The 25,178-nt window shown below is 70.0% G+C and carries 19 protein-coding genes; 10 read left to right on the top strand and 9 right to left on the bottom strand.

Features of this window, described 5'->3' with window-relative positions:
• Positions 1-7 precede the first annotated feature (7 nt).
• From CAP_RS24900 to CAP_RS24870, 7 genes are all read left to right on the top strand, one after another.
• Entirely contained in the window at positions 8-946 is a 939-nt protein-coding gene (locus CAP_RS24900; RefSeq protein WP_044245338.1) for a glutamate--tRNA ligase family protein, read from the top strand.
• 602 nt (positions 947-1,548) lie between these two features.
• Positions 1,549-2,793 carry a hypothetical protein gene (locus CAP_RS24895; protein WP_156041125.1) on the top strand — a complete coding sequence of 415 codons (1,245 nt, stop codon included), beginning with the start codon at positions 1,549-1,551 and terminating at the stop codon, positions 2,791-2,793.
• Between the two features lie 83 nt (positions 2,794-2,876).
• A complete protein-coding gene (locus CAP_RS24890) occupies positions 2,877-4,541 on the top strand; it encodes a serine/threonine protein kinase (protein ID WP_044245446.1) in 1,665 nt (554 codons plus the stop codon).
• Positions 4,542-4,547: 6 nt separating this feature from the next.
• Complete coding sequence (locus CAP_RS24885) at positions 4,548-5,633, top strand: tetratricopeptide repeat protein (protein WP_044245336.1); 1,086 nt, start codon at positions 4,548-4,550, stop codon at positions 5,631-5,633.
• An 87-nt stretch (positions 5,634-5,720) separates the two neighbouring features.
• Positions 5,721-6,893, top strand: a complete 1,173-nt coding sequence (locus CAP_RS24880) for an ATP-binding protein (RefSeq protein ID WP_044245333.1) — start codon at positions 5,721-5,723, stop codon at positions 6,891-6,893.
• A 1-nt stretch (position 6,894) separates the two neighbouring features.
• Positions 6,895-10,146: an NACHT domain-containing protein gene (locus CAP_RS24875; RefSeq protein ID WP_044245330.1), complete on the top strand. Its 3,252-nt coding sequence runs from the start codon at positions 6,895-6,897 to the stop codon at positions 10,144-10,146.
• Between the two features lie 246 nt (positions 10,147-10,392).
• On the top strand, positions 10,393-10,950 hold the full coding sequence (locus CAP_RS24870; protein WP_044245327.1) for a hypothetical protein: 558 nt from the start codon (positions 10,393-10,395) through the stop codon (positions 10,948-10,950).
• Between the two features lie 101 nt (positions 10,951-11,051).
• On the opposite strand, the gene tsaA is transcribed toward CAP_RS24870, so the two are convergent.
• Together tsaA and CAP_RS24860 are read right to left on the bottom strand one after the other, a co-directional pair.
• Complete coding sequence (gene tsaA, locus CAP_RS24865) at positions 11,052-11,894, bottom strand: tRNA (N6-threonylcarbamoyladenosine(37)-N6)-methyltransferase TrmO (protein ID WP_052375875.1); 843 nt, start codon at positions 11,892-11,894, stop codon at positions 11,052-11,054.
• Between the two features lie 62 nt (positions 11,895-11,956).
• Positions 11,957-12,646 carry a glutathione S-transferase N-terminal domain-containing protein gene (locus CAP_RS24860; RefSeq protein WP_044245325.1) on the bottom strand — a complete coding sequence of 230 codons (690 nt, stop codon included), beginning with the start codon at positions 12,644-12,646 and terminating at the stop codon, positions 11,957-11,959.
• Here CAP_RS24860 and CAP_RS24855 point away from each other — a divergent pair.
• Together CAP_RS24855 and CAP_RS24850 are read left to right on the top strand one after the other, a co-directional pair.
• Entirely contained in the window at positions 12,645-13,307 is a 663-nt protein-coding gene (locus tag CAP_RS24855) for a hypothetical protein (RefSeq protein WP_197041344.1), read from the top strand. The two genes, CAP_RS24860 and CAP_RS24855, sit on opposite strands and share 2 nt — an antisense overlap.
• A gap of 8 nt (positions 13,308-13,315) precedes the next feature.
• Entirely contained in the window at positions 13,316-14,305 is a 990-nt protein-coding gene (locus CAP_RS24850; protein ID WP_081865231.1) for an MBL fold metallo-hydrolase, read from the top strand.
• Positions 14,306-14,410: 105 nt separating this feature from the next.
• On the opposite strand, the gene CAP_RS24845 is transcribed toward CAP_RS24850, so the two are convergent.
• On the bottom strand, positions 14,411-15,277 hold the full coding sequence (locus tag CAP_RS24845; protein ID WP_044245323.1) for a homocysteine S-methyltransferase family protein: 867 nt from the start codon (positions 15,275-15,277) through the stop codon (positions 14,411-14,413).
• A gap of 478 nt (positions 15,278-15,755) precedes the next feature.
• On the opposite strand from CAP_RS24845, the gene CAP_RS24840 reads away from it, so the two are divergent.
• Positions 15,756-16,241, top strand: a complete 486-nt coding sequence (locus CAP_RS24840) for a hypothetical protein (RefSeq protein ID WP_044245321.1) — start codon at positions 15,756-15,758, stop codon at positions 16,239-16,241.
• 422 nt (positions 16,242-16,663) lie between these two features.
• On the opposite strand, the gene CAP_RS24830 is transcribed toward CAP_RS24840, so the two are convergent.
• The 6 genes from CAP_RS24830 to CAP_RS24805 all read right to left on the bottom strand — a co-directional run bounded on the left by CAP_RS24830 (position 16,664) and on the right by CAP_RS24805 (position 24,974).
• The gene (locus CAP_RS24830; RefSeq protein WP_231511674.1) at positions 16,664-17,098 is read right to left on the bottom strand and encodes a PAS domain-containing protein; all 435 of its coding nucleotides are present in this window, start codon (positions 17,096-17,098) and stop codon (positions 16,664-16,666) included.
• A gap of 340 nt (positions 17,099-17,438) precedes the next feature.
• Entirely contained in the window at positions 17,439-20,048 is a 2,610-nt protein-coding gene (locus CAP_RS24825; RefSeq protein ID WP_156041123.1) for a hypothetical protein, read from the bottom strand.
• Positions 20,049-20,115: 67 nt separating this feature from the next.
• On the bottom strand, positions 20,116-21,009 hold the full coding sequence (locus CAP_RS24820) for an SDR family oxidoreductase (protein WP_044245314.1): 894 nt from the start codon (positions 21,007-21,009) through the stop codon (positions 20,116-20,118).
• A gap of 186 nt (positions 21,010-21,195) precedes the next feature.
• Entirely contained in the window at positions 21,196-22,404 is a 1,209-nt protein-coding gene (locus CAP_RS24815; protein WP_231511673.1) for a TauD/TfdA family dioxygenase, read from the bottom strand.
• A gap of 116 nt (positions 22,405-22,520) precedes the next feature.
• Positions 22,521-24,002, bottom strand: a complete 1,482-nt coding sequence (locus CAP_RS24810; protein ID WP_081865230.1) for a DEAD/DEAH box helicase — start codon at positions 24,000-24,002, stop codon at positions 22,521-22,523.
• Positions 24,003-24,107: 105 nt separating this feature from the next.
• On the bottom strand, positions 24,108-24,974 hold the full coding sequence (locus CAP_RS24805) for an MBL fold metallo-hydrolase (RefSeq protein WP_044245310.1): 867 nt from the start codon (positions 24,972-24,974) through the stop codon (positions 24,108-24,110).
• Between the last annotated feature and the right edge of the window lie 204 nt (positions 24,975-25,178).

Raw genomic sequence — 25,178 nt, 5'->3', positions numbered from 1 at the left:
CGCGGACGTGGCTCCCTCCCCTCCCGACGTCTGCCGCTTCGCCCCCTCCACCACCGGCCAGGCCCACCTCGGCACCCTCACCGCCGCGCTGCTCTGCTGGCTCGACGCCCGCGCCCGCGGCGCCCGTCTCCTCCTCCGCCTCGAAGACCTCGATCCTGACCGCTGCCGCCCCGAGCACGCCCGCAGCATCCTCGACGACCTCACCTGGCTCGGCCTCGACTGGGACGCCACCGTCGAACAGCGCGCCCTCGCCCCCCAGCATGAGGCAGCCCTCGACCACCTCGCAGCCCAGGGCGCCCTCTACCCCTGCACCGCTTCCCGCGAAGACCTCCGCGCCCTCGGCCGCCGCGCCCCTGACGGCGGCTTCGCCTACGACAACCGCAGCCGCGGCCGCCCCCTCCCCCCTGGCGGCTGGCGCGCCTCCCGCGACCCCCTCCGCGTCGCCCTCCCCGCCGGCACCTTCAGCCCCGCCGACGAGGGCGGCCTCGACCTCTCCCAGGACCCCTCCCTCGCCTTGGGCGACCCCGTCGTCCGCCGCCGCGACGGCGCCATCGCCTACCAGCTCGCCGTCGTCGTCGACGACGCCGCCGCCCACGTCACCCGCATCGTCCGCGGCCGCGACATCGCCCCCTCCACCGCCACCCAGGCCGCCCTCCAGACCCTCCTCGGCCTCCCCACCCCCCGCTACCGCCACCACCTGCTCCTCCTCGAAGCCCGCGGCGGCAAGCTCGCCAAGACCCACCTCTCCCCCCGCGGCGCCACCCTCGGCCTCACCGCCCCCCGCCTTTGCGGCCAGCTCGCCTGGTGCGTCGGCCTCCTCCCCGAGCCCGAGGACTGCACCCCCGCCGACCTCCTCCGCACCTTCGACTGGACCCGCGTCACCCCCGTCGACCAGGTGGTGAGCTGGCAGGATGGCAAGCTCCACGCCACCCCCGCCGACGGCTGAAGCGCTGACAGGACCGACCGCGCGCAGCAGCTTTCCGACGCCGCGCGCGGCAGAGCCCTCCCGAGAAGGTGCCCCCCGCTACGAGCCACGAGAGAACCAGGCCCGGAAGGGCTCCTGCTCACCTGCAAACGCAGGAAAACGACGTTCGAGGACGTCCTTTCCCCCTGCGGGCGCGTGCAATTGCAACCGAAGGGTTGAACTTGGCGCTCCGACATTTCGCAATGTCGACCCAAGCGGTTGGGTTGCAGTTCCCACCGCGAGCAATGTCGACCCAAGCGGTTGGGTTGCAGTTCCCACCGCGAGCAATGTCAACCCAAGCGGTTGGGTTGCAGTTCCCACCCGGAGCAACGTCAACCCAAGCGGTTGGGTTGCAGTTCCCACCCGGAGCAGAGACGTTTCCTCCGATTTTTCGCAACCCGCGGCCTCCGTCCGAGGGACACGCGCCCGGAACGAGGCTTCCCTACCCGCTTGGAGAGGGTGTTCATGGTAGGCTGGCACCCTGAAGATGGAGCCCCCCAAAGAGGCTGCCGTCGCCTCCGGCCCCCGGTCGGGCAGAGACCCCGGACGACCAGCGCTCGGTGACCCAGGAGATGGCTTTCACGATGCATTCCCGACGTCTCCTCCGCCCTGCCCTGTACGGCGCCGCCGCGGTGCTTGCGCTGAGCTGCACCACGATCCTCGGCGTCGAGGGTGACTACAGCCCCGTGCCCCCCGGGCAGGGAGGCTCCGGGCCAGGTGGCTCGGGGGAGGGTGGCTCGGGGGCGAGTGGCTCGGGGGCGAGTGGCACTGGGCAAGGTGGCGCGGGGCAGGGCGGCGCGGGGCAAGGGGGTGGCGCGGACGCGACCGTCCCCTGCGACTACCCGAACTCCGACCCTGCGATTTGCAACGAGTGCGCCTTGGCTTGCGACTGCAGCCGATGCTTCAACGGCCAGTGCGTACCCGCCACGGTCGCGAGGGCGCCGCAGGGCTCGACCCTCAAGAGCCCCATCTTCGACCTGAGCTACTTCTACTGGCACGACGGCTCGTGCATCTACAGGTCCCAGCGCGATGGCGATGCGGCCACGGCCTCAGAGAGCCTCGTTTGTGCCTCCGGGGGTGTCACCATCGACGAGATCGCCGAGTCGGAGGACAAGATCATCGCGCTCACCTCCAGCGGCTTCATGCAAACGTCGAAATCTCCGTCCTCTCCCCTCACCATGCTCCCGGGCTTCGAGCAGCATACGGATGTCGCGGAAATGGAAGCTCGGTTCGGCACCGTCTTCTGGGTGCAGAACGTGACCCACGACGTGTACTACGGGACCTTCAACGGTGGACCCATCGAGCGGATCCATGATGGCAACCTCCCGCCTCGCCACCTCGCTGTCACCTCCCAGGGCATGAAATACTGGGCATCCTGGGATGTCTCGGGCCTGGTCTACCTCTGGAGCATTGGAAGCCCCGCCGCTATCGACTACTCGGACGACACAGGGAGTGTCCACGATCTCACGCTCGTCCCGCTGCCGGACACAGGCCCCCAGCCCAACGTGCGCATCTTCTGGACGACGCAGAACCCGGAGGGAGTGCGGATCTACACGCCCGGCGCGCCGGACGTGGACACCATCGCTGGATCCAAACCGAGCCCGTCGACGATCGTCGCCGACCAGTCCCACGTCTACTGGGCGCACGCCACCGGCAGCCGCGAGATCTCGCGCGCGGGCTTCAACGACACCACCGCCGAGACCCTGTATGTCGATCCGGCGAGCAAGATGAAGCCAGGTGAGATGCTGCTCGGTACGCAGTGCCTCTACTGGGTCGACGACGAGTTCAATCGGATCGTCAGTTACTCCAGGGATCCCATCGCGCAGTAGACGCACCTCAGCGGCCGCACACCTGCCTCTGCAGGAGGGCAGCGCGCTTGACTCCCCTGGCGGGCGCACCGATCCTCCGCCTCATGCCGGGCGTCCTCCCCGAAGGCCTCCTCTTCGCGCAGCGCTACCGGATTGTCCGGCGCATCGCGGCCGGGGCCATGGGCGCCGTCTACGAAGTCGAGCACCTGGAGACGGCGCGGCGCCGCGCGCTCAAGGTCATGCACCCGCACATCCTCGACAGCGAGGCGCTGCGCGAGCGCTTCCAGCTCGAAGCGCGCATCGCGGGCGGCATCGAGAGCGAGCACGTGGTCGACGTGGTCGACGCTGGCATCGACGAGGCCACGCAGAGCCCCTTCATGGTCATGGAGCTGCTCCGCGGCGAGGACCTGGGCGCCCGCCTCAAGCGCACCGGGAAGCTCCCCGTCGAGGAGGCGCTCACGTACCTCCTGCAGGCCGCCTCCGCGCTCGCGCTCACCCACGCCGCGTCCATCGTCCACCGTGACCTCAAGCCGGCGAACCTGTTCCTCACGCTCCGCCCGGACGGGACCCCGCGCCTCAAGATCATCGACTTCGGCGTCGCCAAGATCGTGAGCGAAGGCATCTCGGCCGCCGAGGCCACCCAGAACGTGGGCACCCCCATGTACATGGCCCCCGAGCAGCTCACCGTCAGCACGAAGCTGAGCGGCGCGACCGACATCTACGCGCTCGGCCTCGTCGCCTTCACCTTGCTCGTGGGCGTGCCCTACTGGGCTCCCGAGGCGTCTGCCGCGTCCGCATCGATCGCCTTCGCGCTGATCGCGATCCGGGGCCCCCAGGAGTCCGCCGTGCGCCGCGCCGCCGCCGCAGGCGTCGTCCTCCCGGCAGCCTTCGACGCCTGGTTCGCGCGCATGACCGCCCTCGACCCGGGTGCGCGCTACCAGTCCGCCCCCGAGGCCGTGAGCGCCTTGCACGAGGTGCTGCTCGGCCACTCCCCGAACTCCAGCCGGACCCCGCTGCCCCTCGGTGCGCCTCACGCCCTCGCGACGCCGCTCCCTATCGCGATGCCGCAGGCGCTCACCGCGTCACAGACGCTTGCGGCGCCCCGAGCACTTGCGACGCCTCTGCCCATCATTTCTCCTTTCCCCACCGGTGTCCCGCTCGACGGGACGACCACGCGCGTGGACCTGTCGTCGACCTCGGTCCGTGAATGGACCACGAACCTGGTAGGCGCGACAGCGGCGGGACCCGTCGCGGCCCCGCCGAAGCGTGGGCTCGCCATGGGGCCGAAGGTGGTCGGCATGGGCTTCGCCGTGGGCCTGCTCGTCTCGGCGCTGTGGTGGGTCACCCAGCCCGGTTCTGCCGAGACGACCCCACCGCGCACCGTGAACGCTGTCTCGCCCGAAGGTGCCCCGGGCCTCGCCTCCCCTGCCGCAACCACGCCCACCGCAGCCACGCCTGCGCCCACCGCCCCCGCGCCTGGCGATGGCGCCCAGCCCACGACGCCAGGAACGCCCGAGAGCAGCGCGGGGGGCTCCCTCCAGGCTGGCCAGGCCGGCACCACTTCCGCGACGCCCCCCGGCACTGCTGCGGGCGACCCCACCCAGGCCTCGGGTGCGCCCACGTCAGGCCACGGCGCCCAGCCCACGACGAAGTCTTCGAGCGCCGCCACGCCCGTCACGAAGACGCGCACGCCCGTCACTTCTGGCAAGCTCGGCACTTCGAAGAAGGATGCCTTCCCGGAGACCTCCTCTCTGCTGGGACGCGACTGACCCGCGATGGGTCCCACGCGCACTGCCCTCCTCATCGCGCTTGCAGCCCTCGCGCGTGTCGATCCCGCCGCAGCCCAGGACGTCGCCAGCGCCGAGGCGCTCTACAACCGCGGCGTCGCCGACATGAAGGCCGGCCGCTACCAGGAGGGCTGCCGCGCCATCGCCGAGAGCCAGCGCATCGACCCCCGCCCCGGGACGCTGTTCACGCTGGCCGAGTGCGAGAACCGCTGGGGCCACACCGCCTCCGCCGCTGCGCACTTCAGCGACTACCTGGAGATCTACGAGAAGCTCCCCCGCGCCCAGAAGCTGCGCCAGGGCAGGCGCCCGCAGGTGGCGAAGAAGGAGCGCGACCGCCTGCGCGCCGAGTCCCCCGAGCTGACGCTGGTCCTGCCGCCCACGGCGCCCGGAGGTCTGGTGGTGAAGCGCGACGGTGAGGTGGTGGGCAGCGCTGCGATCGGGGTGCCGCTGCCGGTGGATCCGGGGCCGCACACGGTGTCGACCGAGGTGCCTGGCACGGAGCCGTGGGAGGAGGAGATCTCGCTCGCGCCGAAGGAGAAGCGCGAGGTCACGCTGGGCGTGAACCTGCCGAAGCCCGGGCCGCTGAAGCCTATCGCTTCGGGGGCCGGCGAAGGGGATGCAGGCGTATCCGCGGGGCGGCGCGCGCTGACATACACGGTCGGCGGGCTGGGTGTCGCGGGGCTCGCGGTGGGCGGGGTGATGGGGGCGCTCGCGCTCGGGGCGAAGGGGACGATGGACGAGCACTGCGGGAGCGCCATCGGTCAGAGCAATGCGCGGGTGTGCGACGCGGCGGGGCTCGACGCGGTGGACCGGGTGAAGACCATGGGCCTCGTGAGCACGATCGGGTTCGCGGTCGGGGCTGTGGGCGTGGGGACGGCGGTGGTGCTGCTGGTGACGGAGCCGGGGGGGAGCGAGAAGGGCGGGGCAGGAACGACGACGGCGACGGACACGCGAGGGGGCGCGGGCGATGCGGCAGCCGGGCCGAGGACGAGGCCGGGAGCGCCCTGGGTGAGCGCCGGGGTGCTGTCGGCAGGGCCGCTGGGAGCGCTGCTGGGAGCGCGGGGAGTGTGGTGACGGTCAGGGTTGGTGGGCGCGTGCTCCTGGCCGACGGTGCCTCGCCCGGAAGCTGACGGGCTCCCGCAATCCGGCTAGGTTCGCGGCATGAAGGCTGCGGACGTCAAGGAGCGCGCCCGCCTCGGCGAGGACACGCGCACCGAGTTCAAGAGCGTCGCCAATCCCAGAGGGCTCATCGACACGGATGCCGCTGCCAAGACCCTCTGCGCGCTGGCCAACTCCGGCGGTGGCGATCTGTTCGCGGGCGTTGAGGACGACGGCAGGCTGAGCGGCGTCGGCTCTCCCCAGCAGGCAGATCGGGTGATCCAGCACCTCGCAGACGTCGCTCAGAAAAACCTGCAGCCTTCCCTCCTCTGCAAGCTCCTGAAGGTGGAGGTCGACGGCGCCCTCGTGGTCGTGGTCCGAGTCCCCGGCTTCAGCCCTGATCGTCCATTCCGCGCGGGCTCTCGCTACTACGTGCGCGATGGCAACCGGTCCCGCGAGGCCACGCGCCCGGAGCTGGTGCGGATCCTCCAGTCGTCGACGGACCTGCACTTCGACGAGCAGCCCATCGATGACGCCACGCGCGACGACCTCGATCCCGACGCGATCCGCTCCTTCATCATGGAGACCTATCCCGGCCTCCTCCACAACCAGACCGACCGCTACCTGCGTGCCATCAAGGCCATCGATCCCGACGGCGTACCCACGATCGCCGGGGCTCTGCTCTTCGCTCGCGAGCCGCAGCTCTTCTTGCTCGATGCGTACATCACGGTGATCCGCTTCCATGGCACCGTCATCTCCTCCGAATTCCGGGACCGCCAGGAGATCCGCGGCCGCGTCCAGGACCAGCTCGAGCACGCCTTCACTTTCCTCGATCTCAACGTCCCCTCGCCTTCGGTCGTGATCGGCACCACCCGCCGCGAGCTGGGCATCCCACGCGTCGCGCTCCGCGAGGCCGTGGCCAACGCCCTCACCCACCGCGACTACCGCGTGACCTCCCAGATCCTGATCTACGTGTTCGACGACCGCGTGGAGATCATCAACCCTGCCGAGCTGCTCAACCAGCTCACCCTCGACGGTATCCAGCTAGGCGGCGTGAGCCAGAGGCGCAATCCCTACCTCGCGGGCGCCCTCGCTCGCCTTTCTCGCAAGGAGAATGCAGGCATCGGCGTGCCCGAGATGATCCGCAGCATGACCGACCGGGACCTGCCAGAGCCGGAGTTTTCCCTGGCGGATGGCCGCTTCCGGGTGATCCTCCGCTACGCTTCCTCCACGTGAGATGACCACGCCGACTTCCCTCCTGAGCCTCGTCCGGATCGCGCTCGCGCATCCGCCCTCGCCCGAGGCGCTGGCAGAGCCCGAGGGGATGGCGCGTCGCACCCGCTACACCCGTGGCGTGGAGGCCATCGCCCGGGCGTTCGGGGTGACCGAACCGCTGACATGGGAGGGTGATGCGGTCACCCTAGGGGTGACCGGCGAGAGCCTCGGAGAGCGCGCCTGGCAGCTCGCGTTCGCCCTGTGGCAGCGTGCCTGGCTGGAGCTGCAGATACCCACGCGCATCGTCGCGCACGTGGGCCAGGCAGCGTGGCTGGAGGACCCGGGCACTTTCCAGGGCCCTGGCGTGGAGGCGTGCGCGAAGCTCGAACGGCTCGCCCCCGAGACCGCGATCCTGGTCAGTGAGGAGGTGTTCCTGGCGCTCCGTGAGGACGAGCGGGTGACGCTGACCCTCGCAGGCGTGACCATGGGCGACACCCTGCCCATGTACGTCTTTCCAGCGGCGGCCGTGGCCAGGATCGATCGTACAGCGCTGCGCTCGGACGACGGTCTGCGTCTCTGGGACAGCCTGCGCGCTTACGCGCGGAGCCCCGAGGTGACCCGGCTGCGCTACGTGGGGCTTCGCCTGCAGCGCCGGGAGCCTCCGGCGCTGGATCTGATGGAGGTCTTCGAGCCGCTCCGGGTGGAGCCGAGCGGCCGCAGGACGCCGGTGCAGCGCGAGGTGCTCACCGCGGTCCTGAAGCAGTCGGCGCTCTCCTCGGCAGGAGCGTCGCCGTTTGCCGGCGTGTCCCGCGACCTCTCACGCGCCGCGCCGGTCGGAGAAGCGCGCGACTTCCACGAAGCCTTCCAGCAGAGCCACAGCCTGGTGGTGCTCGGGGATCCGGGCACCGGGAAGACGACGCTGCTCCGCTGGCTGGCGGCTGCCACTGCCCAGGGAGGAGCTGCGACGCATGGCCTGCTCGGTGTGTACGAGCGACGGCTGCCGCTGCTGCTGAGCGTGGGACGCCTGGCGGAAGTCCGACGCGAGCTGGGAGACGAGGCTCCGGCACTGGAGGCGATCGTGCGGTACCTGGCAAACCGCCGCGCCGCATCGCTCGTCGACCTGCGCGCCTTCCTTCCGGCGGCGCTCGAAACCGGCCAGTGCCTCGTGTTGCTCGACGGTCTGGACGAGGTGCGCGCCGAGGAGCGCCAGGACCTCTATCGCTGGATCGAAGCGTTCGCGGCGGTGTACGCCGACAATCGCTTCATCGTGACCTCCCGGCATGTGGGCTACACCGGCATCGAGCTGCCCCGCAGCAGCGAGTGGGCACTGCTACCCCTGACCGACGCGCAGGTAGACCATTACGTGCGCACCTTCCACCGGCATTACATGGCCTGGGAGCTGGGGGTGCGGGAGGACGCCAGGGCCGATGAGGAAACCCATCGCCTCCTCACCGCCATCGGGGCCAACCAGCGGCTCGCTGGCCTCGCGCGCAACCCTTTCCTTCTCTCGGCGCTCACCCTGGTCCAGCGGGCCGAGGGGCGCCTCCCACGTCACCGCGTGCAGCTCTACGAGCTGTTCGCGCGGGCGCTTTGCGAGACCTGGGGCCAGGCCCGCCGCCTCGTGGCGGGACAGGACACCAGCGAGCCTGATCTCGATTACGAGCAGGAAGCGCTGCCCATTCTCGGGCGGCTCGCGCTGGCGATGCACGAGGCGCATCCCACCGGTGTTGCTCCGGAAGCCTTCGTGCTCACCACGCTGGAGAGCGCCATGCGCGACCTGGGCCGGGCCGAGGGTGACGAGGCGAAGCGAGCGGCCCGGGAGTTTCTGCGGAAGGCCGGCGAGGAAGTGCAGATCCTGGTGGAGCGCGGGGCGGGTGCCTGGGGGTTCCTCCACCTCACCTTCCAGGAGTTCTTCGTGGCGGCGGGGCTGCACGCGGAGGAGCGCTTCGAGGAGGTGGCGCTGGCGCACCTTTTTGAGCCCCGCTGGGAGGAAGTGCTGCGGCTCGGGGTGGGGTATCTGGTGCTCGTCCAGAAGCGGCCAGTGAGCGCAAGGAAGTTCGTGGAGCAGGTGCTCGCGACGAAGATCGAGGGGGAAGACAGCTACATCACCGAGGCGCTCGAAAAGCAGGTGCCCCTCGCGACGCTGCTGATGACCGAGGCCGGAGATGCGGTGGGTCGGGCGCGCCAGGAGGAGATCCTCGCTCGGTTCGTCACGTGGGTGTTGAAGCAGGCTCAAGGTAGGGCACATCGCGTGCTCACGGAGCTCGCCTCCACGGAGGTCGCCGCAGCGCTGGGGCAGCAGCTCATCCGTCACCTCGCCATTGAAACAGAGGTCGTCAGTGCGGCCAGCGCGCTCGGAGCCATGCGATTCCGAGGGGCTGTCGCGCCGCTCGTCAATCTGCTGAGATCGTCGAACGATGCCGCTGTCGCGGCCGCGGGCATGGCCCTCTCCATCCTGGGAGACAGGAGCGCCGCAGAGCCGCTCCTGAGCATGGGTCGACAAATGAAATCTGCAGCCAGCGGCACCGCGCTCTTCGCGGTTCATGCTCTCGCACCGGACCTTCTTGAGGATGCCTTCAACAAGGCGCTCACGACCATCGACGACGGCGCTTCTGCCCAGTTCGTGGAGTTCTTCACCCTGATGGGCACACCCGACCAGAGGAGACGCGCCCTGCAGGCGCTCGGAAAGCTCCACGAGCAAGCTTTCATCGACGTGCTCTTCGGCATGATCAGACCTGTCATGGATCTCGCGACGGCGTCGCTACGCGAGGGGCCAGCGCGTTCGGAGTACATCGATCAAGACGTCTCGCGCTTGCTGCAGAGCAAGGAGTTCAACGTCGTTCAACAGACCACCACGCTCCTCACGATGAGCATGCTGATGAACAAGCTTGGCGGAGGCGCTGCGCAGCACCCGGGCCTGCCAGGGGACGGAGCCCCCCTGACGCGCCTGGAGCAGGCGATTCGCCAAGGCTTGCTCACGGTTCCCGAGGACGTCGTTTCAGCGCTCAAGCTGATGCCACACGACCAGGCCCTCGAGGTAGGTCTGACATTCGCGCGCGCGAATCCAACTGGCGTTGAGGTGTGGGTATACCTTGCGGAGCTGGGCCAGCGAGAAGCCATCACGCCACTCACAGGAGCGCTCGCCGGCACGTTGGCCGAGGAACAGCGGAAGATGATCCTGGAGGCTCTCTGGAAGCTGTCCGAGCACGCGCCACCCGACCGGCACTCTCCCGAGACGCACGAGCGACGCTCTGCCTCGGCAAGTCATTCGTAGCCGACGACGCACGCCGATCATGCAGCGGCAGCGCAATCGCTGCATGCCCCTGCCCCCGGTGGGACATCGCACGTCGCCCTTGCTCGCGCTGGGCCCCGTCCTTCTTTGGACATTCCTCGGCCTCTCGGCTCTACTGGCGTCCGCCGCCCGCCACGGTCAGCCGACGTGGTGACGTGCACGGGCCCCGCGTGACGGGGCATCCAGAGCGCCCCTGGGGTGGGGTGCTCCCCTTGCGAGAACAACACCATGACCTTGAAGATTCTGTCTGCCGTCGCACTCACCGCCTGTCTCGTGGGCTGTCAGTCGGGTGACAAGCCTGCCGGTGCTGCGCCGGGGGCGGCACCTGGGGCGGACACCACAAAGCCGACGGCGGCCGGCGCGAAGACCGAAGAGGGGAAGTCAGACACCATCGTGGGGGGCGGGAAGGCGACGAAGCTGCCGAAGCTGAACCTCCAGATCGACGTCCCAGTGGATTCGGCGGTGACGGATGCCATCGTGGGCGAGGGGCACATGATCATGGGGGCCTCGGCGCCGCTCAACGTGAGCCCGGCGAAGCCGGACAAGCCGAAGACCATCGACGAGATGAAGAAGGACATCGAGATGTTCAAGCCCCTGAACATCAAGACGGAGAGCCTCGAAGATGGGTGGGTGGTCACCTTCGAGAACGAGGGGTCGATGGGGAAGAACTACTGGGCGACCGTGCGGCGGGACATCGGCGGCAAGGCGTACATCTGTGACACGTCGGTGGGGCAAGAGAAGCAGCGCGATGCGGCCGTCACGGCCTGCAAGACGCTGCGGCAGTAAGGCGGCGTGACCGGGCGCGGGGGTCTACGGATCTCTGCGCTGGCGAGGGTCGCTGCGTCTGCGCGCGTCTCTGTGCGCGTCGGGGCTCGCCGAGGGCGCGCTCAGTCCGGGAAGCGGGCCACGAAGGCCTGCTGGATCTGCACGGCGGGGTCGGTGGCGGTGGCGAGCTGGGAGGGGCGGTAGCCGCTCTGGATGCGGAGGACGGCGACGTCGCGGCCATCGACCTGGAAGCGGATGCGCCAGTCCTTGACGGCGAGACGGAAGGCGTCGCCGTCGCGCTTGATGCGGCGGTAGGGGTGGGGCTGGGGGCCAAGGGAGAGGGCGCGGGTCACGGGGGTCCTGAGATCCACGGCGTGGTGCTCTTCGAGCCAGGCGGATTGCTCGGCGGCGAGCGGGGACCAGGTGACGCGGAAGCCGGGCTCGGGGTCAGGGGTGGGGATGGACGCGCCAGGGGTGCCCTCGGAGGAAGGGTCCTGGGCGAGGGGGGTGAGCCAGCCGGTGCGGGAGGAGGGGAAGGCGTCGGCCCAGGGGACGTAGGGCTTGATGTCGAGGATGGGGGTGCCGTCGATGAGGTCGAGGTCGCGCACGTGGAGGGTGAGGCCGTCGACGGCGTCGAGGCGGAGGACGCTGAGGCCGATGGGGTTGGGGCGGTGCGGGGAGCGGGTGGAGAAGACGCCGCGGCGCTGGCCGGCGCTGCGGGGGGGGAGCACCTTGGGGCGCCACACGCCAGGGGGGTTCAGGTGGAAGAGGAAGACCACCCAGATGCGCTCCCAACCTTCGAGATCGGAGAGGGCGTGCTCGTAGTTGAGGGCGGGGTAGAGCTCGATGGTGCCGGGGATGTCGTGCGCGGCGTAGGGCTGGCGCGGGGCGCTCACGCGGTCGGGGTGCGGGGTGCGGGCGACGCCGATGGGGGTGAGGGAGATGGGAGCGATGGGGGGGAGCATGAGAGATCAGGCGGCGCGCTGCTCGGGCACGAGGTGCAGCGCGCGGCGTGGAGTGACGAAGGTCAGGGCGTGGCCTTCTGGCCGAAGAGGATCTTCTTGGCTTCCTCGTCCATGTTCGGTTGCTGGCGCAGCTCGGCGCCGGCGGCGAGGCCCTTCTCGACGGAGGGGCGGGCCTTGAGGGCCTCGAACCAGCGCTTGAGGTTCGTGAAGTCTTCGAGCTTCTGGCCCTGGTTCTCGTAGGGCACGACCCAGGGGAAGGCGGCGAAGTCGGCGATGGAGAGGTCACCGGCGAGGTACTCGCGGTCGGCGAGGCGCTTGTTCATCACGCCGTAGAGGCGGTTCACTTCGTTGGTGTAGCGGGTGATGCCGTACTCGATCTTCTCGGGGGCGTAGTGGCGGAAGTGGTGCGCCTGTCCGGCCATGGGACCGAGGCCGCCCATCTGCCACATCACCCACTGGAGGGCCTCGAAGCGGCCGCGGACGTCCTTCGGGAGGAGCTTGCCGGACTTGTCGGCGAGGTAGATGAGGATGGCGCCGGACTCGAAGACGGAGACGGGCTCGCCGCCGCCCGGGGGGTCGTGGTCGACGATGGCGGGCATGCGGTTGTTGGGGCTGATGGCGAGGAAGTCGGGCTTGAACTGCTCACCGCGGCCGATGTTCACGGGGATGAGCTTGTAGGGCAGCCCGATCTCCTCGAGCATGATGGAGATCTTCCAACCGTTCGGCGTGGGCCAGTAGTAGAGGTCGATCATGGTTCGCTCCGCGTTGCGCCGCCTGCGCGGCGGATGTGCCGAGAAGGCGGCGAGCTGGACTTTCGTGACATGCCGTCCGCGGCGCGGCAACGTCGGGATGCTGGGTCGGGGGGGCGCGGCGGTGATCGCGCTGCTCACGCTCGCGGGGATGCCCGCAGAGGCTGCTGCGGAAGGGGCGTCGGAGCCACGGGTGCGGGCGACGTTGCCGTGGGTCGCGACGCAGCTCGTGCCGAGCGCGGAGTGGCTGGTGTCGAATGCGGGGGTACGGTTCGGGGCGCGGTGGCAGGTGACGCCGCTGCTCTACTCGTTCGGGATCGATCCGCGGCTGTCGCCGTGGCGGGTGCTGGTCGCGGAGCCGATCGTGCGGCACGCGGGGTCGGTCGAGCTGTACGGGTCTCCGGCGTACCTCGCGGGGGGAGGGACGCTCGGGAACCGGTGGCTGCTGCGGGCCGGGGTGCGCGCGTACCTGCCCATCCTGGATCGGGGGGAGTACCTGTCGATGTCGGTGGGCGGGGCGGCGCTCTACCACCGGGACCAGGCGGGGATGGCGTACGAAGCGGGGCTCTACACGCTGTTCGGGTTCCTCGGGGTGCAGGTGTCGCACGTGCCGACGCCGGGGCTGCGCATGACGACGGTGACCCTCAACGTCCGGTACTTCTGAGGCCTGCCATGGGACGTGCGCGGTACTTGCTCCTGGCCTTCTCGCTGCTCGGGGCGTCGTCGTGTGCGGTGTCGGGGATCCTGACGCGCAACCTGTCGCCGCTGTTCGAGACGCCGAGGGAGGTGAAGAACAAGGTGCGGGAGCCCTTCCGACCGGAGGCGCGGCTCGCGGTGCTGTGGGTGGGGCATGCGACGGCGCTTGTGCAGATCGGGGACAAGGTGATCCTCACCGATCCGGTGTTCACGTCGACGGTGGGGATGGTCTCGAAGCGGTTCGTGGAGCCGGGGCTGGATCCGGAGAACCTGCCGCCGGTGGATGCGGTGCTCATCTCGCACATGCACTTCGATCACCTGTCGCTCGGCTCGCTGGAGATGATCGAGGACAAGACGAAGGTGGCGTTCGTGCCGCGGGGGGGGCTCGTGTACGTGCCGCCGTTCCGGTTCGAGACGGTAGAGCTGGGGCCGTGGCAGACGTGGGAGCGAGGGGGGCTCAAGGTGACGCCAACGCCGGTGGTGCACAGCGGGTTCCGGTACGGCATCGACCGGGACTGGATGACCGAGACCTTCACCGGGTACGTGGTGGAGTACGACGGGATCCGCGTCTACTTCGGGGGGGACACGGCGTACGACAAGGACATGTTCCGGGAGACGGGGAAGCGGTTCCCGGGGATCGATGTGGCGCTCCTGCCGATCGCGCCGATCGCGCCGCGGGATTTCATGGTGTCGAAGCACGTCGACCCGACCGAGGCGGTGCAGATTTACCAGGACCTGGGGGCGCGCTGGATGGTGCCGATCCACTACGACACCTTCGTGAACTCGCTCGACGAGCGGGGAGATGATCTGCGGGTGCTGCGGAAGGTGATGGCCGATCGCAAGCTGACGCAGAACGAGGTGCAGATCCTCGCCCACGGGGAGCAGCGGGTGTTCCTGCGGCGCCCGGCGCAGGAGGGCAGCAAGCCCGCGCAGGGTGAGGCGCAGCCACAGAGCCTGCGTCGCTGACGCTGAGAAGGAGTGGCAGCAGAGAGGGCGACGCCGGGGAGGATGATGCCGGAGAGGGCGACGCCGGGGGAGAACGACGCCGGGGGAGAATGACGCCGGGAAGGGTCAGCGGATGTCGAGCGCGGCGAGCGCGGCGATGTGCGCGGGGCCGGTGCCGCAGCAACCGCCGAGGAGGGTGGCGCCGGCGGCGAGCCAGGTGCGGGCGCGGGCGGCGTAGGCGAGGGCCGCACGGGAGGTGGCGTCGGCGAAAGGTGGCGTGCGCGAGGTGGCGCTGACGAGAAGTGGCGTGCGGGCTCTCTCCCAGCCCATGCCTTCGTCGACTGTGCCGGCGTTGGCGTAGGCGCCGAAGGGGACGCCGGCGCCTGCGAGTTGCTCGACGTAGGGGAGCGTGCGGGAGGCAGGGATGCAGTTGACGAGGACGGCGGAGGCGCCGCAGGCTACGGCTTCGCGGGCGGCTTGGCCGACCTGCGTGGGGGTGAGGAGGTCGGCGTCGGGGCCGGCGGTGAACGAGACCCACACGGGGAGGCCAGTGGCGACGGCCTCGGTGACGGCCACGAGGGCCTCACCCACCTGTGGGAAGGTCTCGCAGAGGAGGAGGTCGACGCCGGCGGTGGCGAGGACCTGGGCGAGGGCGCGGTGCTCGGGGGCGGGATCGGCGGGGCTCAGGTCGGGGCGGTAGCAGTCTTCGAGGGGCGCGATGCTGCCGGCGACGCGGTGATGAGGGGGTACGGCGGCGCGCGCCAGGGCCACAGCGCGGGCTGCGAGGGTTGCCCAGGCAGGCCCGGCCTGGCGGGGCCGGGTACGGAAGGTGTTGGTGGTGTGGAGGGTGGCGCCGGCCAGGGCGTAGTCGCGGTGGATGGCCTGGATCACATCGGGCGCCTCCGTGATGGCGGCGGCGCTCCATAGAGGAGGAGGGGTGGCTATGCCCCTGGCGTCGAGTTCCGTGCCCAGAGGTCCGTCCAGGAGGATCATCGGGGGGTGTTCGGAGCGCGTGCGATCTCGATCGGGCAAATGCGCAGCGGAACCGTCCGCTGACGCATCGTAGTGCTCAGAAGCATGAGCCGGGATGGCGTCAGGAGCGGATCGGAGCCGATCAACCTACCTCGGAGCATGTGGGAGCATTGAAATTCGGGGGATCGAGGGAATGGACTTGTCATGTCCACCCTACCTCCCCCAACATCCCGAGTTGGAACTCTTAACCCTTCGTCGTGCAACAGGGTCCAGGGCATCGTTGACGAAGGTGGGATGGACCCGGGGAGCAAGAGCCCCCCGCACGATGTGAAAAGGGATCTTTGGTCAGGTTCGGGAGATTTAGGAAGGGCGTCCCATGATTCGACAGTCCATGAGCATCATGAAGTCACTGCTTCTCGTTAGCACCCTTGCGTTCGCTGTCGCTGGCTGCACCAGCGAGAGTGGTGACGAGGGTGAAGACACGACTCCGGATGGGGTTGTGAATGAGCGCGTCACGGCGGAAGACGTCCAGGCGCTGCCTGCGGGCCAGAAGCTTGAGCTGAGCCTGAAGGACGACACCGTCTTCTACTTCGACTACCGGAAGCCCATTGACTTCGCCCGGGTCGAGATGACGGCTGGCGATCACAAGTTCACGATGGAACAGCACATCGGGGACCTGCAGAACGTCGACTACGGCACGAGCGTGCCGGTGGACCTCACCGACTCGCCCGACAACCAGTTCCGTATCTCGTCGAACCCTGCGAACTTCGGTCAGCTCACGGCTGACGAGGTCGAGGTTCTGAAGCGCGAGGGCTACTTCTACAAGGAGCTGTCCAGCGATCAGGCGAAGGCGCAGACGACTGGCGAGAACTGTACCTACGGGACCTGCGAGGTCTGCGGACCTCCGCCCGGCGCAGAGAGCTGCAACTGGTCGCCCAGCTCGCCTTGCGTTTGCACCTACGAGCTGCACGAGTGGTGCGACTGATCGCTGCGAGGCGATCGGTGACTGGCTGAGCGCCGCCGCCTTCGGGCTGGCGGCGTTCGCCGTTTGTGGGCCCTGCGTTCACCTGATCCAGAGGGCGCTGTCATCACGCGCACGCAGCAGCACGCGCATCTCGTCACACGCCACGCTCACGCTTAGCAACGCGCACGGTCCTCGCGCGGCACGCTCAAGCGCACTCTTCGCAGCACGCGCCTGGTCCTCTTCACGCACGCTCTTCAGCAGCACGCGTCCGGTCCCCTTCACGCGCACTCTTCAGCAGCACGCGTCTGGTCCTCTTCACGCGCCATCTCCGCAGCACGCGTCCGGTCCTCGCGCCATGCTGTTGCGCAGCGCGAGGGGGTAGCGACCATAGGGAGCGTAGGGACCTTGGGTCCCTGCTCCTGGGTACGCAGTACTGCGCAGTACTAGCCGCGGACGAAGACCCAGATGGAGTCGGCGGATTCGAGGGGGGCGCGCTTGTAGAACAGGGATACGTCGACGTTGCGGGTGACGTGGCGCAGGTAGAACACGAAGCCGAAGGTGGCTTCGAGTTCGCGGCGGGCCACGCCTTCGCGGAAGCGACCGTGGAAGGATTTCACCTTCGTGCAGGGAGCGACTTCGGTGAAGAAGTTGCGACCGACCACGTCCTCGCGCTTACGGCGGGCCTGCTTCTCCTCGTACAGGTTGTACGACAGGATGTTGCCCTCGCGGTCGAGACGGATGATCCCGAAGGGTTGCTGATCGAGGCCTTCTTCATCCAGGTCGGTCACTCGGATGTCGAACTCGAACGCGCCAGACGAAGGCACTGCCGCCTGATCGCGCGGCTCACGCGGAGGTGTGATGTCGAGACCCATCGGCATGGTGCGGTTCTCCCCGCCATTTGCAGGCGTTATGATGAGGCATCATACGGATGGGGACGGGTCGAACCATCCGGCCGCTCCTGATCCTCACGTCCGGGTCTGCAGACTTTATCCAGGGACCGAGCGCGAGCGGAGGCGGATGCACGTGGGCGATCGTGGTGGGAAGCGTCGCACTTCGTTGCTGTGTGTGACGCGCACGATCATGAGCTTCGGTGCTGCTGCGTGTGCGCCAGCACGGCTTCGTGCGGCGCGCAGAGAGCGCGCCAGCTTTCAACAGCGGCGGTGGAAGGAAGGGGCCAGCGCGGCTTCGTTCAGCGCGCGTACCACCTCTTGAGGGTGGTCAGAGCGTCAGCACGCCGCCGTTGCCGTGCACGTCGCGGATCTCCACGGAGACAGCGTCGGTGATGTCGGCGGCGGCGAGTGGGATGGAGGCGGTGCTGGCGGTGTCGGGCGTGATGTCAAAGGCCTGCATCGGACCGCTGGCAAACGTGACTGTCACGCTCCAGGGACCGAGCAGGGGCACGTCGACGTCGCTCGGACCTTCGCGGAGGGCGCGCAGACCAGGGGCGCTGCCGAGCAGTGCGACCACGTCGATGGCGGAGGCGGACCGGATGGCGGAGGACGTCGCGGCGAGGGGCGCGGCGTCGACCTGGAAGGGGTCCGAGGTGAAGTCGTAGGTGGTGGGGCCTGAGCTGCTCTGGGCTGCGCCGCGCACGTGGAAACGGTAGCGGCCGAGGGGGAGAGAGAACGGCTGCGCGGGGGTGGCGTACGAGAACGGATCGGCGGGGACGGGCTGCCACACGGCGCCGTAGATGTGGTGGGTGGGGACCTCGGCGTCGAGAGGGTCGGGGGTGTAGGTGATGACCACGGCGCCGTCGGCGGTGCTCGCGGGGCGGCCGTGGGCGTCGAGGAGGGGCTCGAACACGTCGGGCTCGGTCTCGCGCTCGATGATTACCTCGGGGTTGTCGATGGCCGGGTCGCCGCCGGTCCAGGCGAGGCGCGCGGCGCCGACGGCGCGGGAGATGGTGGTCGGCGCGGTGGCGGCGGTGTCGGCGGTGTCGGGCCAGAACATGGGGGCGTCGCCGGTGAAGACGGTCCCGTGGTCGCTGGTGATGGAGGGCTCGATGGGGGTGGTGATGGGGTAGGTCCAGTCGAGCCAGCGGGAGCTGCCCACCTCGGGGTCCTCGCGTTCGGCGGTCCAGGCGATCGTCGCGGATTCGAGCACGCCGTCGATGACGGCTTCGCCTTCGAGGGGGCCCCAGATGTTGATGCTCGGCTCGTAGCCGCCGGCCACCCAGTCCTCGGCGGTGAGGAGGTAGCCGAGGTGGTCGTCGGCGTAGCCGATGAGCAAGGTGCGCTCGGGACCGGCGGGGGAGCGGCTGCGGAGGTAGTGGGCGAAGGGGGCGGTGGGCTCGCCAGGGATGCCGAGGAGGAGCCAGTCGCCGGAAGGGGTGCCGGAGATGCGGATGGCGCTGCCGGTGGCGCGGATGGAGTCGCAGAGCGGCACGGGGATGTCGGTGTTCACGCCCTCGAAGAGGCCGAAGACGAGGTCCTTGCCGAGGGTGAGCTCGAGGCAGGAGTTGTACGGGGGGATGCTGCGCGCGCCAGGGATGGGGGCGAAGGAGCCCGCGTCGGGGTCGCCGCAGAGGCCGGCGCCGGCGTTGGTGTTGAACTCGTCGACGGGGGTGGCGATGCGGCCGCGCTCGTCGAGGAGCACGCCATCGGCGACGAACTCGGGGTCGGGGTTCACGGGCGCGTAGCTGAGGAGGGTGTCGTCAGGGCGGCGGACCTCGATGTCGTGGCCGATGTAGAACGTGCGGGTCACGACCTCGAGGGCGGCGTCGGCGCCGGTCTCGATGCCCTCGACGAGGGGGGCGAGGAGGGTCGCCGCGCGGGCGCCGACGGTCTCGATACGGGGGATGTCGAGGCAGCGCGTGCCGTCGGGGCAGGCGGCGCGTCCCTCCTCGCCCGCGGGGGAGACGTCGCCCGCGGCGCCTTGCAGGTGGAGGACGGGGTAGCCGAGTTCCGCGGAGAGGGCGCGGGAGATGCCGCCGATGACGTCGGTGGAGGCGATCATGTTGCTGTCGCCGCCGATGGTGCCGTGGATGGGGACGTTCACCAGGGCGGCGAGGGGGGAGCCGTCGGCGCGATCGACGCGCAGGGCCCAGACGGTGGCGTCCTTGCCGCCGTGGGCCGCCTCGCCGTGGGGGTCGAGGATGGCGTCGTTCTCGCCGCGGCGGTCGCGGTTCACGGTGTCGGAGGGGTCGAAGTCGGGGTCGACGGCGACGCCGATGCGCGCGGGCTCGAGCGCGGCGACGGCGTCCTGGATCGCCTTGGCCATGGCGCCGAGCACGCGGTCGGCAAGGGCGCGGTGGGGGGCGTCGACGCCGGGCATCAGCACCAGGCTCGGTTGCCAGCCGGCCCAGGCGCCGTGGCTGTGAGAAGCGGAGATGAGGATCCGGCCGCGGAGGGAGCCGTCGGGGGCGGCGAGCGACTCCAGCTCGAAGAGGGTGTTCTCGTTGAGGAGGGGCGCGTCGATGCGGAGGATGATCACCCGCTCGTCGCCGGCTTCGAGGGCGAGGGCCTCGGCGCGGAGGGCGTCGTGCACGCCGATGGAGGGGATCATGCCGGTGACGAAGCGGCCAGCGCGGTCGTCGACGGGCGCGCCGCCGAGAGCTGGGGTGCGCGAGGCGTAGCCGCCGAGGGGTGCGCCGATGGGCATCGGGAGGATGACGGAGCCCATGCCGGCGCGCACCGGGGCGGGCGTGTTGGCGGGGAGCGCCTCGCGCGTTGGCGGAGTCTCGAAGGTGCAGTGGGCAGGGTCGCGGCCCGGAGGATCGGGCGGGATCTCGGGATCCGGCTTGGTGTCGGAGGAGGAGCAAGCGCCTGCGCCGAGGGCGAAGGCCGCGCGGGCGATCCAGCGGCGCCGGGCCGGATTCAGGGGGATCATGGTGCCCTCACGGTACGCGATTTCGCGCCGGAGGGGCACGCGGGTGGCGGGTCGCGCGGCGGTGGGATCAGCCGAGGGGTTTGCCGCCGGTCACGCCGAGGACCTCGCCGTTGATGTAGGACGACTCGTCGGAGGCGAGAAAAACGAACGCAGGCGCGAGCTCACCGGGCTGGGCGGGGCGCTTCATGGGAGAGTTCTTGCCGAACTCGGAGTTCTTCTTCGCGTCGAACGACTGGATCACGAGCGGCGTCCACACCGGGCCGGGCGCGACGCTGTTGACCCGGATGCCGCGCTCGATGAGCGACTCGGCGAGGCCCTTGCTGAAGGCGACGATGGCGCCCTTGGTGGTCGCGTAATCGAGGATCTCGGCGCTCGGCAGGTAGGCCTGGACCGAGGAGACGTTGATGATGGAGCTGCCCTTCGTCATGTGGGGGAGCGCGTGCCGGACGAGGTGGAACATCGCGATGATGTTGACGCGGAAGGTGCGCTCGACCCGTGCGGCGCCGATGTCCTCGAACTTCTCGACCGACTTGCCCTGCTCGGCGGCGTTGTTGACGAGGATGTCGATGCGGCCGAAGTGCTTGACAGTCGCGTCGACAAGGCGCTTGCACTCGGACTCCTCCACGAGGTCCACCGGGATCAGCACGGCCTTGCGCCCCGCCTCCTCGACGGACCGCTTCGCGCCCTCGGCGTCCTCCTGCTCCTCGCGCAGGTAGGCGATGGCCACGTCGGCGCCCTCGCGGGCGAAGGCGAGCGCGACGGCCCGGCCGATGCCGCTGTCACCGCCGGTGATCAGGGCGACGCGATCCTTCAAGCGCCCGGTGCCCTTGTAGGTGTCCTCGCCGTGATCGGGCCGGGGGTCCATCCTGGACTCGAAGCCAGGGCGGTCCTGCTCCTGGGGGGGAAACGGGGGCTTCGGCTCGCGGTCCTTCGGATCGCTCTTCGCTGCGGGCTCTTTCATCGGTCTCATCCTCTCCTCGGACCGCGTGTCGCGCGGCTGCGCGAACCATGGCCGAAGGGGGCACGCGCTGCCTTCAGGGCGGACCGGTTCGATGCGTGCGCCGCAGCCCGGAGGCGCTGGTACGGCGCGGCACTGAGGCGCGTGTGGAGGAGGGCCGCAGGGGTGAGACCGACGATGGCGCGGAGGTCAGGCGGCTCGAGGAGCGGGATCGAAGTACACGCCGCGCAGCCAGCGGGGGCCCGAGAACGAGGTCCGGGCGTGGAGCATGCGGTAGTTGTCGTAGATCACGAAGTCGCCGGGCTCGAGCTGGAAGCGGTACTGGTGCCGTTGGTCGCGGACGATGCGCGCGAAGCGGGAGTAGGCGCGGTACCAGGCCTCCATCTCGGCGAAGGGCCGGTGGAACGGGGCGAGGGTGAAGTAGGAGTACCGGGTCTGGAAGCCGTCCGGTCCGGCCATGGTGAGCAGGGGAGCGTCCACCACCCGCTCGAAGGACTTCTGCTTGCGGTGGAAGCGCATGGGGACGGTGGTGAGGAGCTCGAAGGCAGGGGCGTCGAGGGCCTGGAGCAGGCGCGCGGCGGCCAGGGCGTCGACGAGGAAGCTCTCCCCGCCCACGGTCGCGGGGCGGATGCACTGGAGGAGCTGGTAGCGGGGGGGGTGATCGAGGAATGGCTGATCGGTGTGCAGGTCGATGCCGGCGTCGGTGTAGCCGAGCTGGTCGGTGTTCTGGTTGGTGGTGTTGTCGGTGCGGAGGTCTTCGATGCGGCCGAAGTGGGTGACGATGAGGGACAGACCGGCCGCGGCGAAGGCGTCGATGAGCACGTCGGTGTCGTCCACCGGGGCGCGCCCGGGGGCGCTCGCGAAGCCTTTGACCACCGCGAGCCCGTCGCGGCGCAGGAGGTCGAGGCTGGCGCCGACCACGGAGGCGGGGTCGGGCTGCCGAGGGTCGTGGCTGGTGACGCGGGGGTCGTGGCTGGTGACGCGGGGGTCGCGCAGGTCGAGCGTGACGCGCGCGACGTCGGAGGGAGGCGTGGGGGTGGAGGGGCGGTCGGGCGCGTAGGCGTGCGCGCGCAGCCAGGCCAGGTCGTAGGCGCTGCGACGGCCCGAGGGTTCGTCCCACGCGATGAGGACGCGGGCGCCCGCATCGTCGAGGGTCACGCTGAGGGGCCGGATGTCGAGGGGAACCTCGGAGGCGTCGAGGGTGCGCTCGCCGGTCAGCGGGTGGCGATCGCCGTCGCACTGGTGGCGTAGCCAGAACCAGTGGAAGTCGGCGCGGGCAGGGGTGCCGGCGCCGAAGTGGACCTCCAGCCAGCCGTCGCAGGCCACGAGATGCGGCGCCGGGCGAGGCGCCGGGCGGGGGTGGGTGGAGGGGTCGAGACTTACCGCTTCAACAGACACGTATCTTTGATAACGGACGGTCGCGTCCGCCGTCAACAGACACACATCCTGGATAACGGAGGGGGCGAGGCCGTGAACGGCGTCGCCCGAGTGTCATCTCGGAAGGCGGCGTGGCGTCACACCGGGGGGCGGAACGACATGCGCCGACCCCGGGGTTGCGCGCTCCCCTGGCTGGCGGAGGCGTCGTCCGAGCTGCGCGGGGAGCTACTCGCGGACCCCTGGGCCTGAGGACGGGGGCTGCCGTGCTGGGGGCGGGGGCCACCATGCTGGGGGCGAGGGCCGGCGCTCTGCGGGCGGGGACCGCCGTGCTGGGGGCGAGGGCCGGGACTGCCCTGGTGGCGAGGAGGACCGCCACCACCTTGCTGGGGGCGCCTGCCGTGACCCGGAGGGCCGGAGGGGCGGGAACCCGGGCCAGGGCCGCGGTCCGGGGCGAAGGACCTCGCCGGGGCGGCCGCGGAGATCTGCGAGCGGTAGGGGTGGTCCTCCACGACGGGCACGCGCATCCGGATCAGGCGCTCGATGTCGGTGAGGAAAGCGCGCTCCTCCTGGTCACAGAACGACAGGGCGACGCCCGAGGCGCCGGCGCGCGCGGTGCGGCCGATACGGTGCACGTAGCTCTCGGGGATGTTGGGCAGGTCGTAGTTGATGACGTGCGAGATGTCGTCGATGTCGATGCCACGCGCGGCGATGTCGGTGGCGACGAGGACGCGGGTCGCGCCGCGCTTGAAGTCCGCGAGCGCCCGCTCACGCGCGTTCTGGGACTTGTTGCCGTGGATGGCGGCGGCGCCGATGCTGGCCCGGCTGAGCTGATCGGCGACGCGGTTCGCGCCGTGCTTGGTGCGGGTGAAGACGATGGCCCGCCGGATGGTCTGGTCCTGGAGCACGTGCTCCAGGAGGGCGCGCTTGTCGGTGCGCTCGACGAAGTACACGCTCTGCTCGATACGCTCGGCGGTGGTGGCCACCGGCGCGACGGCGATCCGCTCGGGGTTGACCAGGATGCGCTCGGCGAGGTCGCGCACGTCGGGGGGCATGGTCGCGGAGAAGAACAGGGTCTGGCGCTTCTGGGGGAGCAGGGCGATGACCCGCTTGACGTCGTGGATGAAGCCCATGTCGAGCATCCGGTCCGCCTCGTCGAGCACGAGGACCTCGAGGCGGCTCAGGTTCACGGCGCCGTCGGACGCGAGATCGAGGAGGCGGCCTGGCGTCGCCACCATCACGTCGAGCCCGCGGCGGAGGGCGGCGATCTGCGCGCCCTTGCCCACGCCCCCGAAGATCACGGTGTTGCGCAGGCCGAGGTGGCGGCCATAGGCGGTGAAGCTGTCCCCGATCTGTGCGGCGAGTTCCCGGGTGGGCGTCAGCACGAGGGCGCGGATGGGGCGCGACCGACCTTCGGGAGGCGCGCTCCCGGCGAGGCGCTGGAGGATGGGGAGGGCGAAGGCGGCCGTCTTGCCGGTGCCCGTCTGCGCGCACGCGAGGAGGTCATGTCCCGCGAGGATCGGCGGGATGCCCTTCTGCTGGATGGGGGTGGGAGTGTCATATCCCTCGGCCGCGACGGCGCGGAGCAGGGGATCGATGAGCTTCAGATCCGAGAATTGCATGATGGATACGGGCGGCAGGATTAGCCCACCGGCACCGGAAAGTCGAGGAAAGGGCGTGGTCCGGCCCCCCCGCTTCAGGCCGATTTTGCGCGGTTTTGTTGCGCTCTACGCAGCCGCGTACCCGGGCGCGGGCCGCTGCTGGTGGGGCGCGAGGCGCGCGAGCTCCACGGGATCGTGGGCGCAGAAGAGCGTCACCTGGTCGCCGTGATCGCGCGCGAGCTCGCGCAGGCGCGCCTGGTTGTGCAGCCGCTTCTCGTGGTCGACCTCCATGAGCTGCTCGTAGAACCCGAGCACCCCGGGGCAGTGCGGCCCCGCGGGATCCACTTCGCCCCGGTAGAAGTAAGCGTCACCCGCGTGCAGGGCCCACTTGCCCTCGCCCTGCACGGCCACGGCGGCGTGGCCGCGGGTGTGGCCCGGCATCGGCACCATCAGCACCTCCGGGGGCAGGCCCGGCAGGTCACGCACGCACTCCAGGCCGAACCAGCGCTCGCCCCCCTCGGGCGCCGACGCGAGCGCCCAGTCCGGCCCGTGCTCCCACATCACGGACCGGTAACGCTCCCGCTCGACGAAGGTCGCGGGGGCCATCGCGGCGGCATGCTCGGCCCCGTACACGTGCACCTTGGCCCAGGGGAAATCCGCGAGGCCACCCGCATGGTCCAGGTCGAGATGCGTGAGCACGATGTGCCGCACGTCCTCCGGCTTGAAGCCGAGCCGCGTCACCTGCCGGATGGCCGTCTCGGCCTGGTCGAGGCGGGGCTGCATCATCCACACGAAGGGCGCCCCCATGCGCCTGTTCGGCGTCCGGATGTCCTCCAGCCCGAAGCCGGTGTCCACGAGAATGAGGCCATCGGGCCCCTCGACCAGCAGGCAGTGGCAGACGAGGGTGGTGCGCGTCCAGAGATCGCCTTCACCGCCGAGGTGCTCGCCCCCCAGTGGACACAGGGAGGTGCAGTTCAGGTGGTGGATCTTCATGCAGGCCCTCGTGCCGTGAGGTGCACGCAGAGGCAAGCGACATCCGGAAAAAAGGGAATCAGGGCGCCTCCCCGGAGAGCCCTGTTCCGCCCTCTGCGCTCCGCTGCGCTGCGGCACGGCCCGAGACGCGCGCACGGGGGAATGTTGCGACACCCCCACGGCGTTGACCGCTTCGCTGGGAGCGCCGAAGATCCCGGCCTCCTC

The organism is Chondromyces apiculatus DSM 436 (assembly GCF_000601485.1).
Classification (GTDB): Bacteria; Myxococcota_A; Polyangia; order Polyangiales; family Polyangiaceae; genus Chondromyces; species Chondromyces apiculatus.
The sequence above is the reverse complement of the archived record's forward strand: the minus strand, read 5'-3'. Positions and strand labels throughout refer to the sequence as shown.